The sequence below is a fragment of the Gemmata algarum genome (assembly GCF_034097035.1).
Classification (GTDB): domain Bacteria; phylum Planctomycetota; class Planctomycetia; order Gemmatales; family Gemmataceae; genus Gemmata; species Gemmata algarum.
Window position 1 is genome coordinate 51,706 of record NZ_JAXBLV010000175.1, and the last position, 21,287, is coordinate 72,992.

General features: G+C 67.2%; 19 protein-coding genes and 2 pseudogenes. 15 read left to right on the forward strand and 6 right to left on the reverse strand.

Annotated elements, in window-relative coordinates:
* The first annotated feature begins 143 nt into the window (after positions 1 to 143).
* From R5W23_RS13620 to R5W23_RS13630, 3 genes and pseudogenes are all read left to right on the forward strand, one after another.
* Entirely contained in the window at positions 144 to 344 is a 201-nt protein-coding gene (locus R5W23_RS13620) for a hypothetical protein (protein ID WP_320686779.1), read from the forward strand.
* 558 nt (positions 345 to 902) lie between these two features.
* Positions 903 to 2,111, forward strand: a pseudogene (locus R5W23_RS13625) (cation:proton antiporter domain-containing protein); the annotation flags it as partial.
* A gap of 29 nt (positions 2,112 to 2,140) precedes the next feature.
* On the forward strand, positions 2,141 to 2,629 hold the full coding sequence (locus tag R5W23_RS13630) for a gluconokinase (RefSeq protein WP_320686781.1): 489 nt from the start codon (positions 2,141 to 2,143) through the stop codon (positions 2,627 to 2,629).
* Positions 2,630 to 2,633: 4 nt separating this feature from the next.
* On the opposite strand, the pseudogene R5W23_RS32645 reads toward R5W23_RS13630, so the two are convergent.
* A pseudogene (locus tag R5W23_RS32645) lies at positions 2,634 to 2,780 on the reverse strand (glycoside hydrolase family 15 protein); the annotation flags it as partial.
* 108 nt (positions 2,781 to 2,888) lie between these two features.
* Here R5W23_RS32645 and R5W23_RS13635 point away from each other — a divergent pair.
* The 4 genes from R5W23_RS13635 (at position 2,889) to R5W23_RS13650 (ending at position 6,850) form a co-directional block, all read left to right on the forward strand.
* On the forward strand, positions 2,889 to 3,341 hold the full coding sequence (locus tag R5W23_RS13635; RefSeq protein ID WP_261185369.1) for a DUF6428 family protein: 453 nt from the start codon (positions 2,889 to 2,891) through the stop codon (positions 3,339 to 3,341).
* 576 nt (positions 3,342 to 3,917) lie between these two features.
* Positions 3,918 to 4,364, forward strand: coding sequence for a DUF1810 domain-containing protein (locus R5W23_RS13640; protein ID WP_320686782.1), 447 nt, complete (start codon positions 3,918 to 3,920; stop codon positions 4,362 to 4,364).
* Positions 4,365 to 4,484: 120 nt separating this feature from the next.
* Positions 4,485 to 5,060: a fused DSP-PTPase phosphatase/NAD kinase-like protein gene (locus R5W23_RS13645; RefSeq protein WP_261185371.1), complete on the forward strand. Its 576-nt coding sequence runs from the start codon at positions 4,485 to 4,487 to the stop codon at positions 5,058 to 5,060.
* A 197-nt stretch (positions 5,061 to 5,257) separates the two neighbouring features.
* Positions 5,258 to 6,850: an RNA polymerase sigma factor gene (locus tag R5W23_RS13650; protein ID WP_320686783.1), complete on the forward strand. Its 1,593-nt coding sequence runs from the start codon at positions 5,258 to 5,260 to the stop codon at positions 6,848 to 6,850.
* 176 nt (positions 6,851 to 7,026) lie between these two features.
* Here R5W23_RS13650 and R5W23_RS13655 read toward each other — a convergent pair whose 3' ends face one another.
* The 5 genes from R5W23_RS13655 to R5W23_RS13675 form a co-directional block, all read right to left on the reverse strand.
* Positions 7,027 to 8,325 (reverse strand): hypothetical protein, encoded by a 1,299-nt coding sequence (locus tag R5W23_RS13655; protein ID WP_320686784.1) that lies wholly within the window; start codon positions 8,323 to 8,325, stop codon positions 7,027 to 7,029.
* 91 nt (positions 8,326 to 8,416) lie between these two features.
* Positions 8,417 to 9,418 carry a TIGR02996 domain-containing protein gene (locus R5W23_RS13660; protein ID WP_261185374.1) on the reverse strand — a complete coding sequence of 334 codons (1,002 nt, stop codon included), beginning with the start codon at positions 9,416 to 9,418 and terminating at the stop codon, positions 8,417 to 8,419.
* A gap of 153 nt (positions 9,419 to 9,571) precedes the next feature.
* A complete protein-coding gene (locus R5W23_RS13665; protein WP_320686785.1) occupies positions 9,572 to 10,621 on the reverse strand; it encodes a bile acid:sodium symporter family protein in 1,050 nt (349 codons plus the stop codon).
* 14 nt (positions 10,622 to 10,635) lie between these two features.
* Positions 10,636 to 10,824, reverse strand: a complete 189-nt coding sequence (locus tag R5W23_RS13670) for a hypothetical protein (RefSeq protein WP_261185376.1) — start codon at positions 10,822 to 10,824, stop codon at positions 10,636 to 10,638.
* 14 nt (positions 10,825 to 10,838) lie between these two features.
* The gene (locus R5W23_RS13675; protein ID WP_320686786.1) at positions 10,839 to 10,973 is read right to left on the reverse strand and encodes a hypothetical protein; all 135 of its coding nucleotides are present in this window, start codon (positions 10,971 to 10,973) and stop codon (positions 10,839 to 10,841) included.
* A 746-nt stretch (positions 10,974 to 11,719) separates the two neighbouring features.
* Between R5W23_RS13675 and R5W23_RS13680 the strand changes: the two genes are divergently transcribed.
* The 8 genes from R5W23_RS13680 (at position 11,720) to R5W23_RS13715 (ending at position 21,125) form a co-directional block, all read left to right on the forward strand.
* A complete protein-coding gene (locus R5W23_RS13680) occupies positions 11,720 to 12,436 on the forward strand; it encodes a DUF3859 domain-containing protein (protein WP_320686787.1) in 717 nt (238 codons plus the stop codon).
* Between the two features lie 465 nt (positions 12,437 to 12,901).
* Positions 12,902 to 13,678, forward strand: coding sequence for a TIGR03009 domain-containing protein (locus tag R5W23_RS13685; RefSeq protein ID WP_320686788.1), 777 nt, complete (start codon positions 12,902 to 12,904; stop codon positions 13,676 to 13,678).
* Between the two features lie 422 nt (positions 13,679 to 14,100).
* Positions 14,101 to 14,508 (forward strand): hypothetical protein, encoded by a 408-nt coding sequence (locus tag R5W23_RS13690; protein ID WP_320686789.1) that lies wholly within the window; start codon positions 14,101 to 14,103, stop codon positions 14,506 to 14,508.
* 1,162 nt (positions 14,509 to 15,670) lie between these two features.
* Positions 15,671 to 16,474 (forward strand): menaquinone biosynthetic enzyme MqnA/MqnD family protein, encoded by an 804-nt coding sequence (locus tag R5W23_RS13695; protein ID WP_320686790.1) that lies wholly within the window; start codon positions 15,671 to 15,673, stop codon positions 16,472 to 16,474.
* Positions 16,471 to 17,592: a cyclic dehypoxanthinyl futalosine synthase gene (gene mqnC / locus R5W23_RS13700; protein ID WP_320686791.1), complete on the forward strand. Its 1,122-nt coding sequence runs from the start codon at positions 16,471 to 16,473 to the stop codon at positions 17,590 to 17,592. The genes R5W23_RS13695 and mqnC overlap by 4 nt, the downstream gene beginning before the upstream one ends.
* A gap of 103 nt (positions 17,593 to 17,695) precedes the next feature.
* Positions 17,696 to 18,472: a hypothetical protein gene (locus tag R5W23_RS13705; RefSeq protein ID WP_261185381.1), complete on the forward strand. Its 777-nt coding sequence runs from the start codon at positions 17,696 to 17,698 to the stop codon at positions 18,470 to 18,472.
* Positions 18,473 to 18,607: 135 nt separating this feature from the next.
* Positions 18,608 to 19,336, forward strand: a complete 729-nt coding sequence (locus R5W23_RS13710) for an ABC transporter ATP-binding protein (RefSeq protein WP_320686792.1) — start codon at positions 18,608 to 18,610, stop codon at positions 19,334 to 19,336.
* A gap of 106 nt (positions 19,337 to 19,442) precedes the next feature.
* A complete protein-coding gene (locus tag R5W23_RS13715) occupies positions 19,443 to 21,125 on the forward strand; it encodes a hypothetical protein (RefSeq protein WP_320686793.1) in 1,683 nt (560 codons plus the stop codon).
* The last annotated feature ends 162 nt before the right edge of the window (positions 21,126 to 21,287 follow it).

Below are 21,287 nucleotides of genomic sequence, written 5' to 3' on the forward strand. Positions count from 1 at the left end.
GGTCGCCCAGACAGGAACGTCTGGGCGACAAGAAGCAGACACAACCGGCCGGACCGTGAATCAGTCGATCCGAGCAACACCAGGGTCACGCCACCCGTCACTTGCGCCCGGTCCTCACCGACTGGCTCGGTCGAGCCGTCCAATTGCCCAAGCGGCGCCGCCCCCTCGAACGATGGCTCAAGCCGGCACTTCACGCCCCACTCGGGAACCGCACGCGGGCCGCTCGGGTGGCCATCGACGACCACCGGATCGGGCACCTCGGGAAACTGAACCAGGACACCACCCGGCCCAAAGACGCGGGCGGTACCCACAACGTCCACACCGATCGCCTGCTGCACGTTTGAAACGACTGAAATTCGGTTGATTCGTATCCATGCCGTGTTCTGGAGCCGGCTCCAAGAAGCAGTTACTTTTCAATTGGATTCCAGTGGGCCCGCAGGTCCGATTCGCTACCCAGGCTTGCAGCCCCGGTCGTTGTGCGCCATGCCCATCCGATACCCGGAGCGACCGCTCACGGAGTGAGCGGACCACACTCAAAGACCGTGCGGGGCACGCCACACCAACTGGAAACGATTGGACTCGGTAATGAGACGGGCGCGGTGTCCAACTTCCGCACGCGCTGCCAGAAATTGAACAGCCCAGTTTGGCCCGAAGCACCGATTCCCTCGTGTCACGACCTGGCCGGGTCGGAAGAACCTGACGGGCATGGCATGTGCTTCCTACCCGATCCCGCACCGGTGCCTCCCGGCGGGTATGGTCGTGCCGTTGCCGGATCCTTTCGAGCCGCTGTCCCGAACGTCTTCACTTCGCGGACGTTCGATGTGGTGCATGTCCGGTGACGGCGCCGCCGAACAGTCGCACGGCCTCCGCTCCAACACGATGTACACGCTCCCAGGACCGTTATGCACCACGAGACTTCTCTGATCGCACTCATCGCCGTCGGACTCACCCTGGCACTCGCCCTCGGGTTCGTTGCCGCCCGCTTGCGGCTCCCGGCGCTCGTCGGGTACCTGCTCGCCGGCGTCGCCGTCGGCCCGTTCACCCCCGGGTTCGTGGGCGACTCGAAGGTCGCCCACCAGCTCTCCGAAATCGGGGTGATCCTGCTCATGTTCGGCGTCGGGATGCACTTCTCGATCCACGACTTGTGGGCGGTCCGCCGGCTCGCGCTGCCCGGGGCGATGGTGCAGATCGCCGCCGCCACCGCGATGGGCGTGGGGGTCTCCTACTTCTGGGGGTGGCCGCTTGGGGCGGGGCTGGTGTTCGGCCTCGCGCTGTCGGTCGCCAGCACCGTCGTGCTGCTCAAGGCACTCGAGGCCCGGAACCGGCTCGACACCGACGACGGGCGTGTGGCGGTCGGGTGGCTGATCGTCGAGGATCTGGTCATCGTCCTGGCCCTCGTCCTGCTGCCCGCCCTGGCCGGGCCGCTCGGCGGGAAAGCGGCGGCGGACGGATCGAACCTGTGGGCCACGCTGGGCCTCGCGCTGGGCAAGGTGGCGGCGTTCGTCGCCCTCATGCTCGTCGTCGGCACCCGCCTGTTCCCGTGGCTGCTGAGGAACGTCGAAGCGACCGGGTCGCGGGAGCTGTTCACCCTGGCGGTGGTCGCCCAGTCGGTCGGCATCGCTTACGCCGCGACGGAAGTGTTCGGGGTGTCGTTCGCCCTCGGCGCGTTCTTCGCCGGGATGGTGCTGAACGCGTCGGACGTCGGGCACAAGGCGGTGGACAAGTTGCAGCCGCTGGAGGACGTGTTTGCGGTGCTGTTCTTCGTGTCCGTCGGGATGCTGTTCGACCCGCGGGTGCTGATCGAGCAGCCGTTCCGGGTGATGGCCGTGCTCGGCGTCATCGTGGCCGGCAAGTCGCTGGCCGCGGTCGGCATCGTGCTGGCGCTGGGCGGGTCGCGGCGGACCGCCCTGAGCGTCTCGGCGGCGCTGGCCCAGATCGGTGAGTTCTCGTTCATCCTCGCCGGCTTGGGGATCGCCCTGGAACTGCTGCCGCCCGAAGGGCAGAGCCTGATCGTGGCCGGGGCGCTGCTGTCCATCACCCTCAACCCGCTCGTGTTCCACCTGGCCGACCGGTGGTCCGAGGAGCGGCAGCCGGCGGAGCAAGAACTGGCGGTCACAGCGGCGCACTAACGGAGGCTCACATGGTGATCGTACTGATGGGCGTGTCCGGGTCCGGCAAGACGACGGTCGGGAAACAGTTGGCCGCCGACCTGGGGTGGCAGTTCGTCGAGGGGGATGACTACCACCCGCCGGAGAACGTCGCGAAGATGGCGGGCGGCACCCCGCTCACCGACGCCGACCGGAGGCCGTGGCTGAAGGCCCTCCGGCAGCGGATCGACGCGGCGTGCGCGGCCGACGAGAACATCGTCGTGGCGTGCTCGGCGCTGAAGCACGAGTACCGAGATTACCTCGAGCGCGACGACCCGGCGTGCGTTCGGTACGTGTACCTGCGCGGGTCGGAGGACCTCTTCCGCGCCCGGCTGGAGGCCCGGAAGGGGCACTTCATGGGTGCCAACATGCTGCGGAGCCAGCTCGAGGCGATGGAGCCGCCGGTCGGGGAGGTGACGGTGGACGCCGCCCCGCCCCCGGCCCGGATCGCGGCCGACATCCGGGCCAAGCTGGGCGCGTGAGCGACGCCGTCCGCACCTCGGCCGGCTTCTCCCGCTGGGTCAGGTTGCGGGCCGTGTTGACCAGCCCCAGGTGCGAGAACGCCTGCGGGAAGTTGCCGAGCTGGCGGCGGGCGACCGGGTCGTACTCCTCGACCAAGTGCCCCACGTCGTTGCGCACCGCCGGTTCGTGTATGCGAGCACCACGCGGCCCGTCTCGGCTTGGCTCCCGGAGTACCGCCGGTATTGTGACCGTGGGTCCCACACCGCCGGAGAACCGCGAATGACCGTTGCCGAGTTCCGCGCCGCGCTGCTCGCCAGCCCGGACCAACCGCTCCACCTGATGCTGCCCGACGGCGACTTCGTTCCGGCGCACTTCCACGTCACCGAAGTCGGCCGTGTGCAAAAGGACTTCATCGACTGCGGCGGCACCACCCGTTCGGCGACGACGTGTCTGCTTCAGGTGTGGGTCGCCAGTGACACGGGGCACCGGCTCACCGCAAGGAAGCTCGCCGACATTCTGGCACTCGCGGCCCCGCTGCTGAAATCGGACGACCTGGCGGTGGAGATCGAGTACGAGCGCGACGCGGTGTCACAGTTTCCGGTCGCGGCAGCAGAACAGACCCCGATGGGACCACTGTTCCATCTCGGGCGCAAGCACACGGACTGTCTCGCGCCGGACCGGTGCGGAGTGACCGGGTGCGCGCCGGCGGCGGGCGGTGCCGCGTGCTGTTGAGCCGCCTGCCATCAGTCAATTAGGACTACCAGTCAGAAGTCGTCAGGTCAGCAAGTCATAAAGTCACGAGGCTCTGCCTGTACTGATTTTGTGACGTTACGACTTTCGACGAGCGGACTTTTGACCGGAAGTCAGTGGGAGCATTTGGTTCTCCCTTGGTGCCGTTCGCGGATGTGCGAGCCGTCGTTCTGCGCGTCGGGTAATTGGTTCCGCCCAACGGAAGTTCATGCCCGTTCTCCCGTATTTCGGCGGTCTGACGACGGGTGCCGCGGGACGTGTAACGAGGGTTACAGTGGCAACTGGTGGCAGCGAACGGGGCGCGGACTGGACACCCGCTACCGTTCGACTGGCGACCCGCTGGTCGGTCGCTGGGGTGTTGCTACCACCGAATCAGGCGCTTCAACCGTAACCGCCGATCTCGATTCTCTCCGCCCGGTGCGCTGCAATGTGTTGTAAAATAGACGTTTAAACCCAAGTCACTCCGTGGAAGCCGATTATCCGGCGGGCGGCGACTTCGCGAAAAGGGGTAAAGACCATCCGCTGCTTCAATCGAAGTCACCAACTCAGGAGTGGCACATGGCAAACGCGAGCGACCCGCACGACCTGAACCGATTCGTTACGGCCCAGCAGGGCAGCGGCGGGATGGCGGGCTACGCGACCGCGCTGGCCGAGGTCCGGGCCGGCGCCAAGGTCACGCACTGGATGTGGTACGTCTTCCCCCAGTTCGCCGGGTTGGGGTTCAGCGCGATGTCTCAGCGGTACGCGATCAAGAGCCGCGCCGAGGCCGAAGCGTACCTCGCCCACCCCGTGCTCGGGCCGCGCCTCGTCGAGTGCGCCGGTGCCGCTCTGGGTGTCGAAGGCAAATCGGCGTTCGACATCTTCGGGGATCCCGACGACGCGAAACTCAAATCGTGTGCGACGCTGTTCGCGCACGTCTCGCCGGACGGTTCGGTGTTCCATCAACTCCTCGAGCGATTTTTTGGCGGTAAGCGAGACGAGAAGACGCTCCGGCTGCTCGGTTGACCGTGCCATCAGCCGGCGGTATGGCCGCGTTGGTGCAGCGGAGCGCAAACGCAACAATCGAAACGGCCCGCTGAAAGTCGCCCACCGCCCGCGTCCAGCGCCCTGTGAGGAACCACGGTGATGATTGGTGGATCGAGACTCATCCTGACGGCGTTAGTGGCGGTCGCGGCCCTCCTATCGGGCTCGGGGTGCGACCGGGGGCCGCGCAACTTCGGTGTGGTGGAACCCGGCGTGCTGTACCGCAGCGGGCAACTCACCCCGCCGGCGTTCGAGCAACTCCTGACCGATCACGCCATCAAAACGGTCGTGAGCCTACGGCCGGTGCGCGACGAGGCCGAGAAGTCGGACGCGCACGAAGAAACCATCTGCCAGTCGCGCGGGATCAAGTTCGTGCGGATTCCGCCCCGCGAGGCGGGCGCGGAACCGGGAGGCAGCCCGTTGGAACCGGTCGCGCGGGAGTTCTTGGCCGTGATGGCCGACCCGGCGAACCACCCGGTCTACGTCCACTGCACCGCGGGCCGCGACCGCACCGGAACCGTGTGCGCCGTTTACCGCGTGGATCACGACGGCTGGTCCCCGGAACAAGCGGTTGCGGAAATGCGGACCTTCGGGTTCGACCCGGACAAGGACGCGGCCGCCGGCGCCTACACCCGGTACGTCCTCTCCTACCGCCGGCGGGCCGAACCGAGTCGCTGAACGCGGCCCAAGTTCGTCACCGCAAGCCGCCGCGCCTCACACCGCGAACGCGGCCCAACCCGAGCACGTCCGTTGCTCACCACCCGCAACAAAATTCCGAAATCGTGGATAAGTTGCGGCGCATCTCGGAAAGGTACTTCCAGAAGAGCTGAGGGGCGGAGGGCCGAGCGGTGAGAACGCGAAGCGGTCGCGGCGGAATGCTGGACCCGGTCGTGCGGGCGGCACTTGTGGCCGCGCGGCTGGGCGAACTGTCCGACGGCGAGTTGCTCGCCCGGTTCGTTGCGACGCGGGACGAGGAGGCGTTCGCCGAACTCGTGCGCCGGCTCGGGCCGACCGTGTACGGGGTGTGTCACCGCGTCCTCGGCGCCCGAACCGACGCCGAAGACGCCTTCCAGGTGACATTTCTGGTACTGGCCCGCAAGGCCGACGCGGTCCGCCCGCCCGGACGGGTCGCGGCGTGGCTGCACGGGGTTGCCGTGCTGACGGCTCGCAAGGCGCGAGCGGTGCGGCTCCGGCGGCACGCACGCGAACGCGCGCTCGGCGACACGCCCGAGCCATCAGCCGTGTACACGCCGCCGGAGCCGGACCTCGCCCGGGTGCTGGACGAGGAGATCCAGCGGCTCCCGGACAAGTACCGGGCGGCGGTGGTGCTGTGCGAGGTGCGCGGGCTGACCGTTGCCCAGACGGCGGCCGAACTCGGGCTGCCGGCCGGCACGGTGGCCAGTCGGTTGGCCCGCGGGCGTGTCCTGCTGGCTTCGCGGCTCACCAGCCGCGGGGTCGCCGGTGCCGCGGCCGTGGGCGCCGCGGGCGGGCTCGCAAGCGCCGCGATGGCCGCACCGGCCAAGCTCTTCGGGTCCGCAGTTTCGGTTGCTCTCTCCGGTTCACAATGCGCGCCGGGGGCACAACTGCTTCTCAACGAGGTACTACGAGCCATGAGCCTGAGCAAACTTCGTGCGTTCGCGGTCACGACGGTGCTGAGCGGCGCGGTCGCCCTTGGCGGCGCCGGCCTGCTCCCGTCGGGCACCGCGCCGGCACTCGCCGCGCCGGTTCCCAAGGCCACCCCGGGCGCCGCCGACCCGCTCGACCGGATCAAGGCCGACAACCTCGCCGGGCTGCTCAAGGTCGAGGCGATCCGCAAGGACATTCAACTGACCGCCGAGCAGGCCAAGAAGGTGGACGAGCTGCGGGCACGGCGCAAGCAGGCGGTCGTGCCGAACGTGATCCAGCAGGGGCCGGTTGGTGGGGGCGTGATTGGTCCGGCCGTTCCTGCAATTCCTGTCGGGGGTGGGATCCAGGTCGTAGACGTGGCAGTCGGGTTCAGTGGCATGGATTCGCCTAACGACCCCGAGTTTTATAAGGCCGCGGCCGAGATCCTGAAGCCCGAACAGATGCGCCGGCTGAAGCAACTCTCGCTGCAAGCGATGGGGCCGGTTGCGCTGCTCGACCGCCGGGTGATTCGGTCGCTCGGGCTGTCCGCCGAGCAAGAAGACAAGATCGAGGCCGTGGCCCCTCCAGACCGGAGCAAGAACGGCGGCACGCTGGCGGTTCAGATTGTGAACGGGCGCGTCAAAGATCTGGAAACCGAGCGGGATAAGGGCGAGTGGGAGGCCGTCCTCAAGGTACTCACCGCCGAGCAGCGTGCCAAGTGGGACGGCCTCGTCGGCAAAGTGCTCCCGGCGGCCGAGTTGCGAAAGGCCCAGATCGTGTCGCTGGAGGAAATCAAGAACCTGATTCCCAACCTGCCGAACGTACCGAACATCAACCCGATCCCGGTGCCCCCGCCGGGCTGATGGGGTCACACCTGTTGGCAATGCGGTGCCACGTTCTTGGTTCCGAGCCGCTCCGTCGCGACGTACCCGGGCGGCATCGGCCCGGGTATCGGTGGCCGTTGAGGAAGGGTGTCGCTCCACGGGCTGTCGATGTACCGCCTGACGGGATGAGCGAAGTGATACCCCAGGCGGGGCGCTCACTTCTTCCAGTCGTCCGGCAGGTCCGGGAGCGTGTCGCGGAGGATCTCCAGCACCGCCTTGCGGTCGCCGGCCGACAGGTGCGCGAACGCCGCGGACGTGTCCGTGCCGGTCAGCGCCTCGTGCATCCGCTTCAGCGTGTGGTCCTTCACCTCCTTCGGCAGTGCCTGGAACCCCTGCGAGTACACCAAATAACTGCACGGATACTTGAACAGCCGCGCGTTGAGGTCGAACGCGCGGAGCGTGCGCCCCTGCTTGTCGAACGGCCCGCGGGCGGTGAACTCCTTCGCGAAGTCCGACGTGCCCGCCACCGGCCCTTCGAGCTTCGCCTCGCCGCTGAACAGCAGGTACTTCGCCAACTGGTCGCCCAGCGACTCGATGCGCCGCTTCGCGCTGTCCCACCGGTGCGCCGCCGGCTCGCCCAGGTCCTTGTTGAGCGTCTCCTCGTAGTGGTGCGCCTGCCGCGTGCCGATCAGCGCCCGGGCGATGCGGTTGTGCGCCTCCGCTTGGTGCTCGAACACCAGCAGCGCGACGATGTCGCTGTGCGGGGTCAGGTAGTTCGCCACCGTGAACCGGCCCTTCAGCTCGGTCACGTTCTGCCCGCCCGCGTTCCCCTCCTCGGCCGGGTTCTTTTTGTTCTCCACGGTCCAGTTGCCCATGTGGGTCTGCTTGCCGTGGGTGCCGGTGACGTACCACCCGCCCCAGCGCTCCGAGAAGGGGCTGGAGTGGTCGGTGCGGAACGTCCCGGCGCTGAGCACCGGCATCCCGTTGCGCTCCGTGAACACCGACCGCACCAAATGACCCGGCGCGCCGCCGGTCGCGTTCGAGGCGTGGCACGAGAGGCAGTTGTCGCGCTGCCGCAGGAACTCGGGCTTGCCGTCGGGCGCCGGCTCCTGGTCGAGCGTGTAGAACGCGGTGCCGAGCTTCGTGTCCGCCGCGGAGAACTCGAGCACGTCCCCGCGGAGGCAGAACCCCACGTACACGTCGTCGTTGAAGTACAGCGCCCGCGGCGTCTTGGGCGTGATCCGCTCGCGCTGGAAGCTGGTTTTGGAGAACACGAGCACCTGCGACGCCGGGCTGACGTTCAGCTCCTTGAGCAGCGAGGGCAGGTAGCCGTGGTCGTCGGCGAACTTGAGCTTGGCCTGTCCCGCGTTGATTCGCTTCTGGAGCGCAGTGAGGACGTTCTCGGCCTGCGCGGTCTTGTAGCTGATCGGCGGGCGCTCGACGGCATCGATCTGGGCCGCGACCGGCGCCGCGACGGCGCACGCGGTTACGAGCGCGAGAGTGATCCTGAGCATGACCCGGACCTCGGAGCGGAAGAGCGGACCGGCGGGCGGTTCGGCGGTGTAGGGCAGTATAGCAGACGAAAGAGGATGTTTCGATCCTTTTTTATCCGGGTTGAGCGAAGATGCCGGTGGGGTGCTCGCTCAGGCGGGCGTAGCGCCAGAGGAACTCGGGCACCTGGAGCCGGCGGATCGCGGCGGACGCGCTCACGGTCACGACGAACTTGCCGCGCTGCGCCGGGGCGGGTTCGACCTCGACGAGCAGGTTGTCGGCCTCGTCCCATTCGCGCTCTCCGAGGATCGAGTGACTCGCGAAGGAGCTTTTCAGGTGCCGGTAGAGGTCCGCGAGCTGGTCGAGGACGACCACGAACCCGCCGCCGGCACCGGGCGCGAGGCTCACGACGTGGGCGAGTGCGAACTCCGTCACGGTCGCCGCCTGCGGCTTGTTCCCGCTGCGCACGGCCGCGTGAGCGTCGCCGTCGTCGAACGACGCCCGGTAAACCGGCGGGTCGAGGCGGTGCAGCTCTTCGAAGGGAACCGTGGAGAAGAAATCGATGTTGCCAAGCTCGTCGGGAATGAACGCCAGTGAAAGGAAGCCGCCAGGAAGGGGCGCTAAGTGTACGGACCCTAGCGCCTCCCGATCGCCGGGCGCCTCTGTGATGTCGCGTGCGAACGCGACCCACTCGCGCACCGCTGGCGGGAGCGGGCGGCCCAACCGCTCCTCCGCCTCCGCGATTTCGGCTTGGTGCCCGCCGACATCGGGCATTGGTATGCGGTGCCAGCGCTCGGTGAACTCCCGGACCAGCCGCCAGCGTGCGCGCCAGCCGTCCGGGACGCCGTGCGCGAACACCGGCTCGCACTCGGTGCCGTACCGCATTCGCGCGCACCACTCCGTTCCGGCGTCCGCGCGCAACTGGTTGCGGCGCGGCTTCAGCTCCCAGAACCGGTCGTCGAACGCCGGCAGGGTGCGCATCTCCTCTTCAATGCGGATCAACTCGCCGCGCGGGTCGTCGTGCTCGGTGAGCCAGTCGGAGTAGACCAGCCGCACCGTCCGCTCGCGCGGCTGAAGGGCGATCGCGCGCAGGAAGTCGTCGCTGGTGTGCAACATCGCGGGCCATGATACCAGATGCGGTTGAAGAACGGCGAGTTCGGTCTGCCGTGATTCAGCGCGCGGTCACGCGGAGCGCCGTCCCTGAAGAAGGGGGCGGTCGGCGGAACCGGCTCGCGTAGTCGATCTGCGGGGCGATTTCGGAACGCCTTCTCACCCTCCGGTTTGAGGGGAGCGGTCGGGAGTGACGCTTTGCTCCCGCGGTTCGGGTTCCGGCTCGCGCCGCGCCCACCGGCCGGCGAGCACCCCGCAGACGACGAGCTGGAGCGGGTGGTAGATCATGATCGGCACCAGGATCAGGCCGGTGTCGGCGCTCGCCCCGAAGATCAGGGCCGCCATCGGCACGCCCGAGGCCAGCGTCTTCTTCGACCCGCAGAACACCGCCGCGATCCGGTCCTCTTCCGGGAACCCGAGCAGCCGGCACGCCGCCGAGGTGGCGAGCAGCGCTGCCGTCAGGAGCAGCGCCGACCCGGCCACCGCGACCGCGAGCGTCTCCCACCCCTGGCCGGTCCACACCCCGCGCTTCACCGAGTCGCAGAACGACGTGTACACGAGCAGCAGCACCGTCCCGCGGTCCACCCTCTGGGTGAACCGCTTGTTCCGCGCCGCCCACCCGCCGAGCCACGGCCGCAGCAACTGCCCCGCCACCAGCGGCAGGACGAGCCAGATGATCAGGTCCAGGACCACCGGGCCGAGCGGGACGCCGGCCCCGCCGGGGGCCACGTTGGCGGCCAGCCAGAGCGGGGTGAGCAGCACGCCGAGCAGCGCGGACAGGGTGGCGTTGAACACCGCGGCCGGTACGTTCCCTCGCGCCGCGGCGGTGAGCGCGACCGACGAGGACACCGTGGACGGCAGCGCGCACAGGTAGAAGAAGCCGAGCCGTAGCCCCGCCGGGAGGTGCCCGCCGGCGAGCGCGAGCAGCCCGATCCCCATGAGCGGAAACAGCAGGAACGTACACGCCTGGACGGTCAGGTGAAGGGGCCAGCGAAGGGTGCCGGCCTTCAGCGCGGCGAACGGCAGCCCGATGCCGTGCAGGAAGAACACGACCGCCACCCCGGCCTTGGTGAGCACCTCGGGGTGCATCCAGCCGCCGTCGGCGCCGGGGTCGGGGAACAGCCACGCGAGCCCAACGGCGGCGGCCATGCCGACCAGGAACCAGTCGAGGCGGCGGTGTAGGACGGCGGACAGGCGCCGGGCGGACATGAACGCGGATCTCCTCACGCACCACGGGCGGCCCGCCCGCGGTCCTTTTCAGCCTTTTTGAAGGCCGGGGCGGTCACCTTGATGCCGTAAGTCGTGACCTCTGCTCGCTCGGCGACGACCACAACTTTCTGCTTGGTCGCCAGCTTCCAGGCCTCTTTGCGGGCTGCCACCGGCAGTTCCACTCGGAAACTGATGAGGAGCATCCCGCCGGCCCCCTTTAGGCGGCTGGCCCGTCGTTGTACACCTCTTTGGCGAATTCGTTCGCGTCGAGCCTGAAGTCCGGCTTGCCCTCCTGGGCGGAGGCCGTGGGCGCGAGCATCAGGAGCGCGACGCGCTGAATGATTTGGGGCACGGGGGCCTTACGCCAAAGCGCCCGCGCGGCGAATGCCCGTTCTAGCTCACGAGAACGGGTGCCACGCGCAACCGCTAATCGAGACACTGTATTCTCGTGTGCCGGCGCACACAAGATTCCCCAAGCGGTTCCGGCGCGGCGACTCGGTGCCGAGCGGGTTGGCGGGGTGTTGGTGCGGCGCAGTACCTTGCTCCGTTACGCCACAACGGCGCTTGCGGGCGTGTTCCCGTGCGGGTAATCTTCCCCTATGTGAAGAACGGTTTAGCTCGCTGCTTTGCGGCAGGCCGATGTTGCGTCGGCCGAGCGAATGGCTTCGCATTCGGCTCGGGGAAGGCTGTTCCAGCACCGCTTTCGCCCCCCCGGGGTCCCTGGGGGAGAATTGCTGGAGCAAACCCGCGAGTCGTGTTTTAATTCTCCCCCAGGGACCCCGGGGGGGCGGCGGTGCCGTGAGCCTTCCACGACACAGGCCGAGAAGTAGACCGTTCGGCACAACAAGGAACGCCCCGGCCCGTGCCGGGGCGTTCTGCGTTTCTGCTACCGTCGCAATTGTCTCCCCGCACCGGCTTGTCGGGCTCCCAGGTTGAGGACGAAGCGCACCGCGGCGCGTCTGCCCGGCGGTGGATGGGAAGGACGGTTGTTCTCAGCGTCCTGCTACGGAACGTTCGGGCGAAATCAAATGCCTTTCGCAACACCGCTCGTGTGCTAAACATTGGGACGCGCGCCACGATAACTTGCGGAGCTTGCGAATGCTTGCCGCCATCGACTGGAATCAGGTGCTGGCAAAGGCCGTGACCGGAGGGATCATCGGAGGGGTCGCCGGCACCTGCGTCGGTCTCGTGTGGTATCTGGTGCCAAAATCAAATGAAAACAAGCAGGACAGGGCCGGGGCGACGGGCCTCGCGCGGCCGCCCGCCAAATCACTACTGCCCCTGGTCCTCTTCTTCTTCATCGCGGCGGTCACCTTCGTTCCCTTTGTCGTCGAGAAACGGTTTCTCAACGCCCTGCGCGTCCGCGTCTCGGGTGACGCGACGGCCCCCACCGTCACGATTTCTGATTACGGGCGGTATCGTGTCGCGGGTCCGGATCGCACCACGCCGGGTGGCGGTGGCGCCGCCAACGCCGGCGAGCGCGAGTACGTGCTGTTGGAGCAGACCGATCAGGTTCCTTGCCGGGTCGGGGAAACCTGGGGCATCCGGATTCGCGGTTCCGTTGCGCCCCAGGACGACCGGTCGCACCTCATTCGGGAAGAGATCCACCATACCCCCATCAAACACCCCGACGGCTCGGTCCGAACAACCGACGCCCGCGAGTTCAGAACCCCGCCGGGGGCAGCTTTCAGCAGCACGAACTGCTGGCAATTTCTAAAAGGGCACGAGCACGAACTGGTCCCCGGCGACTGGACCTGGGTTGTGTTCGTCGACGGTGTTGAAGTGGCGCGCCGGACGTTCAAAGTTTGGAAATAGCTTAACGTGGCAAGCGGAGCGCCGTGGTTGCGCGGCTCGTTAAAGTGCCGCGCAACCACGGCGCTCCGCTCGGACCCGGCAACCGGTTCAGGAGCAATTTCTTGGACCGGTGGTGCCGGGCTCGATACTTGGTCCGCGCGCTGTTAAACTCGCGAACGCGACCCGGCGGGACACGGATAGCTTCAACTGCGATGCAACGTCGCGGGGTGGTTCTTGGTGCCGATCCGGAGCGTAGTTTCTCCTGACGCCAGCGTTTGGGGTTTCTGCGCTCGCCTGGAGGATGTCCACACGATGTACCTGGTCACGTGAAAGACCGGTGTGTACGGAAAGTGCCCGCTCGCCGGGTCGCATTTGTTCGCCTCAACGCCGCCGCTCACATCGCTCCAACCTCAGTCGGCCTTTCCCTCCGTTCCGTCCGGTGCTATCTCGCGGCCCGCATGGTCGCCTCGGGTCCGGAGAAAACGCATGAAGGCCGGTTTTGCGGCGCTCGCCGTCCTGCTGACCGTCAGTTCCGTTGTTCCCGCACAGCCCGCGCGGGCGAACGATCCCAAGCTCGACGCCCACCTCGAGGCGTGGGAAAAGAAGATGGCCGGCGTCGTGAACCTGCGGTCCGATGTCACGCTCACGCGCACCGACTCCGTGCTCAAACGCGCCACGACCTTCAAGGGGGCGGCCCTGTGCATGAAGCCGACCTTCGCCCGCGTGCGGCTGGAGAACGCGGCCGACCAAACGAAGCGGGACTACGAGGCGTGGATCTGCAACGGGAAGGCGGTGTACGTGTACAACGGGCTCGCGAAAACGGTCACCGAGTTCGAGCTGCCCAAGTCGGGGCGCGGGGCCGACAACCTGCTGCTCGACTTCCTCGCCGGGATGAAAGCCAAGGACGTGAAGGAGCGCTTTAAAGTCGCCCTGTCCGCCACGGACGAGCACTACGTCTACCTGGCCATCGAGCCGGTGCTCGGTAACGACCAGCGCGAGTTCAAGCACATCCTGCTCGCCCTTTACGGCCCGGGTCCGAAAACCGCGGCCCTCTCGTACCTGCCGGCCGAAATCCGCATCCTCAAGCCGAACGACGACCTGGAGTCGTGGAAGTTCTCGGGCCTGAAGGTGGACGTGCCGAACGTGGACGCCAAGCTCTTTCAGTACGAGGAAATCAAGGGCTGGGAGCTCCGAAAGCCGCCCCCGCAGCCGATAGCCGGCGGCCCCACGCCGGGTACCCCGGTGCGGCCAAATAAGCCTTAAGAAACGGTGGCGGAACGGCGGTCCGTTCGCGGCGTTGCTGCCCGCGCGGACCCCGCGTTTACGAAGACAGATTTTGACAAGATCGACAGGATTTACCGGATCAAGACCGATCGAGTTGAAATCCTGTCGATCCTGTCGATCCTGTCAAAATCTCCTGCTTTTGACGGGATCGATTGAATCCAGACCGATCGATTTGAAATCCAGTCTTTTCAAGTTGTTAGTTGTGCGCCACCCGCCTGCTGACGCAGGCGGTTCGACAAGCCACGTTACACCCGCCTGCGTCAACAGGCGGGTGTAACGTGTTCTGGTTCTGTGAGTGATCTCATCTCGGTTGCCGCTAACTTGAAATTAATGAAATCGGAATTGCCCCAGGCACCGGGCCGCGAATACATTTGCGGCCCGGGCCGATTTAAGGAGCGACCATGATCGCATTTGTACTCTGGATCGCGATGGGTGGCGGGGCGCAGGCGCAGGCTCAGCCGCGTCCGGTACTACCGGGCGACCCCGAGTTGGTGAAGATGCTGGAAGAGGTCGCCCGCGTCCAAGCTGTGATGAGGCGGTGGGCCGTTGAAGACCTGATGCGGCACAGGGCGGACGCCGATTTCGCCCGTAAGCTCAAAGAATGGGACGAAGAACACGAGGCGATGAAGGCGCGGATCGCTAAGGAAGAAGCGGAGAGCCGCCAGCGGGACGCGCGGGTAAAGGAACTCATTCAGCGCAGCCAACGCACCGGGAATACCCAAGAGCTGCGTGCAGAGATGGAAAAGCTGACCCAGGAACTCGAAAAGTTGCGCGGTCTCCCCACGGCCCCGGCACCCCGCTCGAAGTAGCACGAATTGCGATTCGGCACGCGCCTTGTGTGCGGCTCACGACGGATGACCGTAGCGGGTTAAATGAGACAACGGGGCCGCAATCTCCAACAGTTACGTCGTGACCGCCGACGAGCAGGGGACAATTCTAAAGGTTGAACTGCCGATCCAAAAGCTGTATTGAGCACGGCTGGCCGTGTCGCTCACACCCGCCGCAGCGGCACGGTCTTCGCCAGTTGCTTCATCCCCATTCCTGCCTTCCGCAGACCCAGCGCCCGTTGCGGCAGCGCCTACCCGGGCGCATTGCCAGCAACGATCTTTTTGACTCGTGCCGCCTCGTCCAGCGACGCCGCGCTGTTCCAGATGGACACGAACTGATCCGAAGGTTTCCCAGGATTGAAATTCGTTGACAGAGGCCGGCTACAGAATAGGGAGCGGGTACCGAACGATCGGATTCCAGTCGTTTCAAGTTGGCGTGGAGTACCCGTGCCGTGGTTCTGAGTGTGGTCCGCTCACTCCGTGAGCGGTCGCTCCAAATATCGAATTCGCGTTGCGCACAACGACGGGGCCAGCAAGCTCGCGGAGCTAATCTGGTGCGCGACGCGGCCGCTCACGGAGTGAGCGGACCACACTCAAAGGCCAGAACCCCCGCCCGGCGCCAACTTGAAACTACTGGATTCGGTATGAGCCCGCTGTCATCTGCCGGGTGTGTTTCGGGTGTTGGGGCTCGTCGAATGGCGTACCAACCGGTGGGCCGGCCGGCCGCGGTCCCAGGAAAACCGGAATGGGGCACCGACTGGACATTCGCGGGCGGTGAGCGGGCCGAGAGCTACCCGATCGCTACCCGAGAATCCCGCGGTTCGGACCAGCACCATGAAGGCGGGGGCGAACCGGTTCCGGCCCGGTGGTGGGTGAGTTGTCAATTGTAAGTTTATATGGTTCATGATTTTGTGTCTCGTGAGCTGCTGGGGCTTGGCTCGCCCGGCGGGCGAAGTGGCGCCCCACCGGTGGCCTGTGCGGCGTGGGGAAAACTTCTGGAAGCGATTTGAGGGGGATTAGGGTGGGGAAATGCCCGATGTGCCGACCGGACGGTCGGCGGCGGCGGTGCGGCGGCGGTTGCGTTTCCTGTGCCGTTCGCGGTTCTTAAAATGACGACAGACGCCGTCGGAAAGGCCGCAACTTCATGACTACCCCACTGCGCGTCGGCGCGGTCAACTACCTGAACACCAAGCCCCTGATCGAGCGGCTCACCGACTTCGCGCCCAACATCGACCTCACGCTCGACCTCCCCAGCCGGCTCGCCGACCGGCTCGCGGCCAGGGAACTGGACGTCGGACTCATTCCGGTGGTCGAGTTCTTCCGCGGCGACAGCTACAGCTTCGTCCCCAACGTCGCGATCGGCTCGCGCGGCCCGGTGCTGAGCGTCACGCTGTTCAGTAAGGTGCCGTGGGAGCAGATCCGCTCCGTGTCGCTGGACGAGGGGTCGCGTACGAGCGCCGCCCTCACGCGGATCGTCCTCCAGAAGCGATATGGGGTGCGGCCGACCTTCGAGCAACTGCCGATCGACGCCGGCGCCGACGACCTGGACACGGACGCGGTGCTCTTGATCGGCGACCGGGCGATGCGGGCGTGCCTGCCGGGCTACCGGTTCGCCTACGACCTCGGCGAGGAGTGGACCGGGTGGACCGGTCTGCCGATGGTGTTCGCGGTGTGGGCCGTCCGCGGCGGGGTGGAACTGGGCGCGGCCGAGACCGCGTTCCACCGGGCGAAGGAGTACGGGCTGGCGAACGCCGGGCTCATCGCCCAGCGCGAGGCGCCGGCGCTGGACCTCGACCCGGGGTACTGCCGCCGGTACATGACGAACATCATCCGCTACGACCTCGGCCCGACCGAACTCGCGGGCCTGCGGAAGTACCGGGAACTGGCCGAAGAACTGGGACTGGTGGCGCCCGCCCCGCGCCACCCGCACGCCGGGAGAGCGCAGTGAGCACCATCGACACCATTCTCGCGAAGGCCGCGGACGGCGTTCGGATCACCCCCGACGAGTGTCTGGAACTGTTCGCGTGCCGCGACCTGCACAAGCTCGGCCGCGCCGCGCACGCGGTGACGACGCGGCTGCACCCCGAGCCGTACCGCACCTACAACATCGACCGGAACATCAACTACACCAACGTGTGCGCCGCGGTGTGCGACTTCTGCGCGTTCTACCGCAAGTCGGCCGACGCGGACGCCTATGTGCTGTCGCGCGAGGAGCTGTACAAGAAGATCGAGGAGACGATCGCGCTCGGCGGCGATCAGGTGCTCATGCAGGGCGGTATGCACCCGTCGCTGAAGCTCGAGTGGTACGAGGAGCTGCTCCGCGACCTGCGGGCGCGGTTCCCGGGCGTGAACCTGCACGCGTTCAGCCCGCCCGAGATCTGGCACTTCAGCAAGCTGAACAAGCTGCCGCTCGAAACGGTGCTCCGGCGCCTCAAGGACGCCGGGCTGGGTTCGCTCCCCGGCGGCGGCGGCGAGATCCTGGTGGACCGCGTGCGGAAGGAGCTGACGAAGGGGAAGGCGCTCACGAACGAGTGGCTGGAGGTGTGCCGGGTGTGGCACAAGCTCGGCGGGATCGGGAGCTGCACCATGATGTTCGGCCACATCGAGACCGACGCTGAGCGCGTGGAGCACCTCACCCGCCTGCGCGACCTTCAGGACGAGACGGGCGGGTTCAGCGCGTTCATCTGCTGGACCATGCAACCGGGCCACAAGATGGCCGACTACCCCGAGCGGGGGGCGTTCGAGTACCTGCGCACGCAGGCGATCGCGCGGCTGTTCCTGGACAACATCAAGAACATCCAGTCCTCGTGGGTGACGCAGGGCGGGAAGATCGGCCAGGTCGCGCTGTTCTTCGGGGCCAACGACATGGGGTCGCTGATGATCGAGGAGAACGTGGTCGCGTCCGCCGGGACCGTCCATTACCTCACGCTGGAGGAGATCAAGCGCAGCATCCGCGAGGCCGGGTGGGAGCCGCGGCAGCGGAACGTGTTCTACCAACTGATCGACGAGCGGCCGGCGGCGCCGCGGCCCGCTGCCCGCGAGCGGGCGCTGCCGGTGCTGAACTGAACTGACCGGATCAGAACCGGGCACATTCCGGTTTCCGATCCCGCTCGCGCTCGGCACAATGAACCCGAGCCCGTTCCCGACCCGTCGTGCCACCGAGACGTGAATGTCCGACGAATTCACCATGCGCCTGCGGCTCCAGACCGTGGCCGCGTACCGCGACCTGCGCCGGGGCGTGCAGCGGAGCGGGCGCGAGAACGTCGTGTTCGCGGTCATCATGTTCGGCATCGCGTACTTCTACCACTCGGCGGGCGTGCCGCCGCTGGTGATCGCGCTGTACTGCCTGCTGGCCGCCGGCGAGGTGCTGGTCGGGCTGGTCAAGTGGCTGTTCCCGTCGGCCGAGGGCGTCCTGCTCGACGGGTTCGTGCTGCTGAGCTTCGCCGGCTGGAACCTGGGCTGGCAGGGCCTCGGGATCGTCGCGGGCGGGCGACCGCCCAACGCGTTCGTCGTGCTGCTGGGCCTGTACATGCTGAGCGGGGCGGTCAGCCGGTTCCGGAGCTACGCGCACCTGCGGCGCCTGTTCGCCGACCGCCCGGCGCCCGAACACCTCGCGTGGTTCGACGAGCTGGTGGTGGACATCCTGACCGCCGACCCGCACACCGACCGGCTCGCGCTGGACCTGCCCACCACGCCGCACTGGCGGGCGAAGCTGATCGGCGGCACCGCGTTCTTCGTGGCGGGCAGCGGGGGGCAGGTGTGGATCGCGGGGGCGGACGATTTCAGCCTGATGCGCGAGAAGGGGGGGCGCGGCGACGGCCGCCGCAAGGCCCTGCTCCGCATCTACGGCGAGGCGTACCCCGAGTTCGACCTCGACGACGCGAGCTGGGCCAACTACGCGAGCTGGATGGCCGAGCAGGCGGGTGACTCCCGGAGCCGGGAGTGATAAGGCCGGAGTGAGGGCCGGGTGCGGGGCGCGGACGTGTGTCGTCGTTCCGGCCGCTCGTTTTTTGACTCGGGCGTTTCACGCTTCGTTTTTCATCCCGCACTCCCGACCTTCCTTCCTGCCCTCCGGACGCGCATGATCGAAGTACGCGATCTGTCGAAGTGGTTCACCGGCCCCGGGGGGCTGCGCGTCACCGCCGTGGACGCCTTGCGGTTCACCGTCCGCCCCGGCGAAGTGTTCGGCCTGCTGGGGCCGAACGGGGCCGGCAAAACGACCACCCTGCGCATGCTCTGCACGGTGCTCACGCCCACGGACGGGACCGCGACGGTAGCGGGGTACGATGTCGTCAAGGAGCCCGGCGAGGTGCGCCGCCACGTCGGGTTCCTTTCGGCGAACACCGGCGTTTATGACCGGATGACGGCGTGGGAACTGGTCGAGTACTACGGCCGGCTGCACCAAGTCCCGCCCGACGAGCTGCGCCAGCGCATGGAGGAGCTGTTCGACACGCTCCAGATGCGGACGTTCCGGGACGTGCGCGGCGGGAAGCTCAGCACGGGGATGAAGCAGAAGCTCTCGATCGCCCGGGCGATGGTGAACGACCCGCCCGTGCTGATCTTCGACGAGCCCACCGCCGGCCTCGACGTGCTGGTGCAGCGGGCCGTGTTGGACAACATCAAGAAGCTTCGCGACCGGGGCAAGACGATTATCTTCTCCACGCACATCATGCGCGAGGTGGAGCGGCTGTGCGACCGGGTCGCGGTGATGGCGAAGGGGAGGCTGGTGGCGTGCGGGACGCTCGACGAGCTGCGCGAGATGTACAAACAGAACGACCTGGAGGAGCTGTTCTTCGAGCTGGTGCGCTGACCGGTCGGTTGGCCCGCGGATCGCCTCCGGTTCGGGCTTGCCCGGTGGGACGGGGCGCGGTATTCCCCGCATCCTACCCAAACTGGGGCGCGGCACGGAGACCGACATGCGGGGCCGGTGGGCGGATGCGCTGTGGTTGCTCGCGGTCGGTGTGGCGTCGTCGGTGTGGTGCGTGACCGCCGCGGCCCAACTCGGCGCCACGTTCGACGAACCGCTGTACGTGAAGGCGGGGCTCACGAGCTGGCGCACGGGCAGCAACAAGCTGCTGATGCGCGCCGGCACGATGCCGCTGCCGATCGACGTGCAGACGCTCCCGGCGTACCTCTGGGAGCAGCACCGCGGGCGCGAGTTCGACCCGGTGCTCGAGTTGCACACCGTTCTGCCCGTTTGTCGGGCGACCAACCTCGTCTTCTGGTGGCTCGCGCTGGCGTATTCGATGCGGCTGGGACGGGCGTTCGGCGGGGCGTGGGGCGGTCGTATCGCCGTCACCTTGGTCGGCTGCGATCCCAACTTCCTGGGGCACGCGGCGCTCGCCACCACCGACACCGCCCTCCTGGGGCTCATGCTGGTGCTGGTGTACCACGCCCACTACTGCTGCACGCCGGACGCGCGCTGGAGGCGCCGGGTGCTCGCTCCCGGGTTGCTGTACGGTCTGGCGATCACGGCGAAGGCGTCGGCGATGGTGTTCGGGGCGCAGGCGCTGTTCGTGCTGGGCCTCTGGAACCTCGCGCGGGTGGGTGCCCTTACCCCACCGGGGGGCGGCTCCGCTTGGCGCCGCGCAACCCACTTCTGGCACGCGACGTACCAGTTCCGCAAAGACCTCGTGGCGACGGCGTTCGTCGGCTTCGTGTTCGTGTTCGCGTACTGCGGGTCGGACTGGGGCACCGAGCCGACGTTCATCAAGTGGGCCAGCGGGTTGCCCGAGGGCCGACTGAAAGAGGTAATGGGGCCGGTCAGTCAGAACCTGAAGATCTTTACGAACGCGGGTGAGGCGCTGCTGCATCAGATCAAGCACAACATCCGCGGGCACGGGACGTACCTACTCGGCGCGTGGCACCCGCGCGCCACCCCGGCGTATTTCCCGGTCGCGTTGAGTATGAAGGTGCCGGTTCCGGCGCTCGTGCTGCTCCTGGCGGCGCTCGTGACGCACCCGCGGCGGTTGCTGCTCCCGACCGCCGGCGTCGCGCTGGTGCTCCTGGCCTTCACGCCCAACTGCCGGGTGCAGATCGGCATCCGGTTCGTGTTCGTGCTGATGGCGCTGACGTACATCACTGTGGCCGCGGCGATTGCCCGCGGGTGGGCCGAGCGGCGGGTGGGTACGCGGATCGTGCCGCGGCCCCTGGTCGTGGCGTCACTGGCGGCGCTTGTCGGTACGGCCGCGTGGGTTTGGCCTCACGGGTTGAGCTACTTCAACCAGCTCTGGGGCGGGACGCCAGCGGGAGACGCGCTGCTGCACGACTCGAACTATGACTGGGGGCAGGGGCTGCCCGAACTGCGCCGGTGGAACGCGGAGCACAACAACAACGAGCCGCTCGGGCTGTGGTACTTCGGCACCGACCCGGACACGATATACCCGCCCGTCGTGTGGCTGCACCTGAGTCATATCCCGCTGACCGGGAGCGATGACGTGCCGACCCATTGCCCGACGAAGTACCTTGCGGTGTCGGTCGCGATCCTGAGCAACAACCCCGCTCCGACCCCCGCGCACAAGGCGCGGCTCGAATGGATCAAGTCGCAAACGCCGGTCGCGCGAACAACTCATTTCTTCATCTACCGCGTGCGTGAGTAACCGGTTTTCTCGTTCGACGTGTGACACAGCGCCGCTGCCATCTGCTGGGTGGGGCCGCTTAGGCACAAATCGTTCCGTACTTTCACGGCGCCCCTTCGGCGGGCGCCCGCGCTCCGCAGACGACGGTCTGCCTACGGGTTGTGAAGTCGCACCCGATTCGGT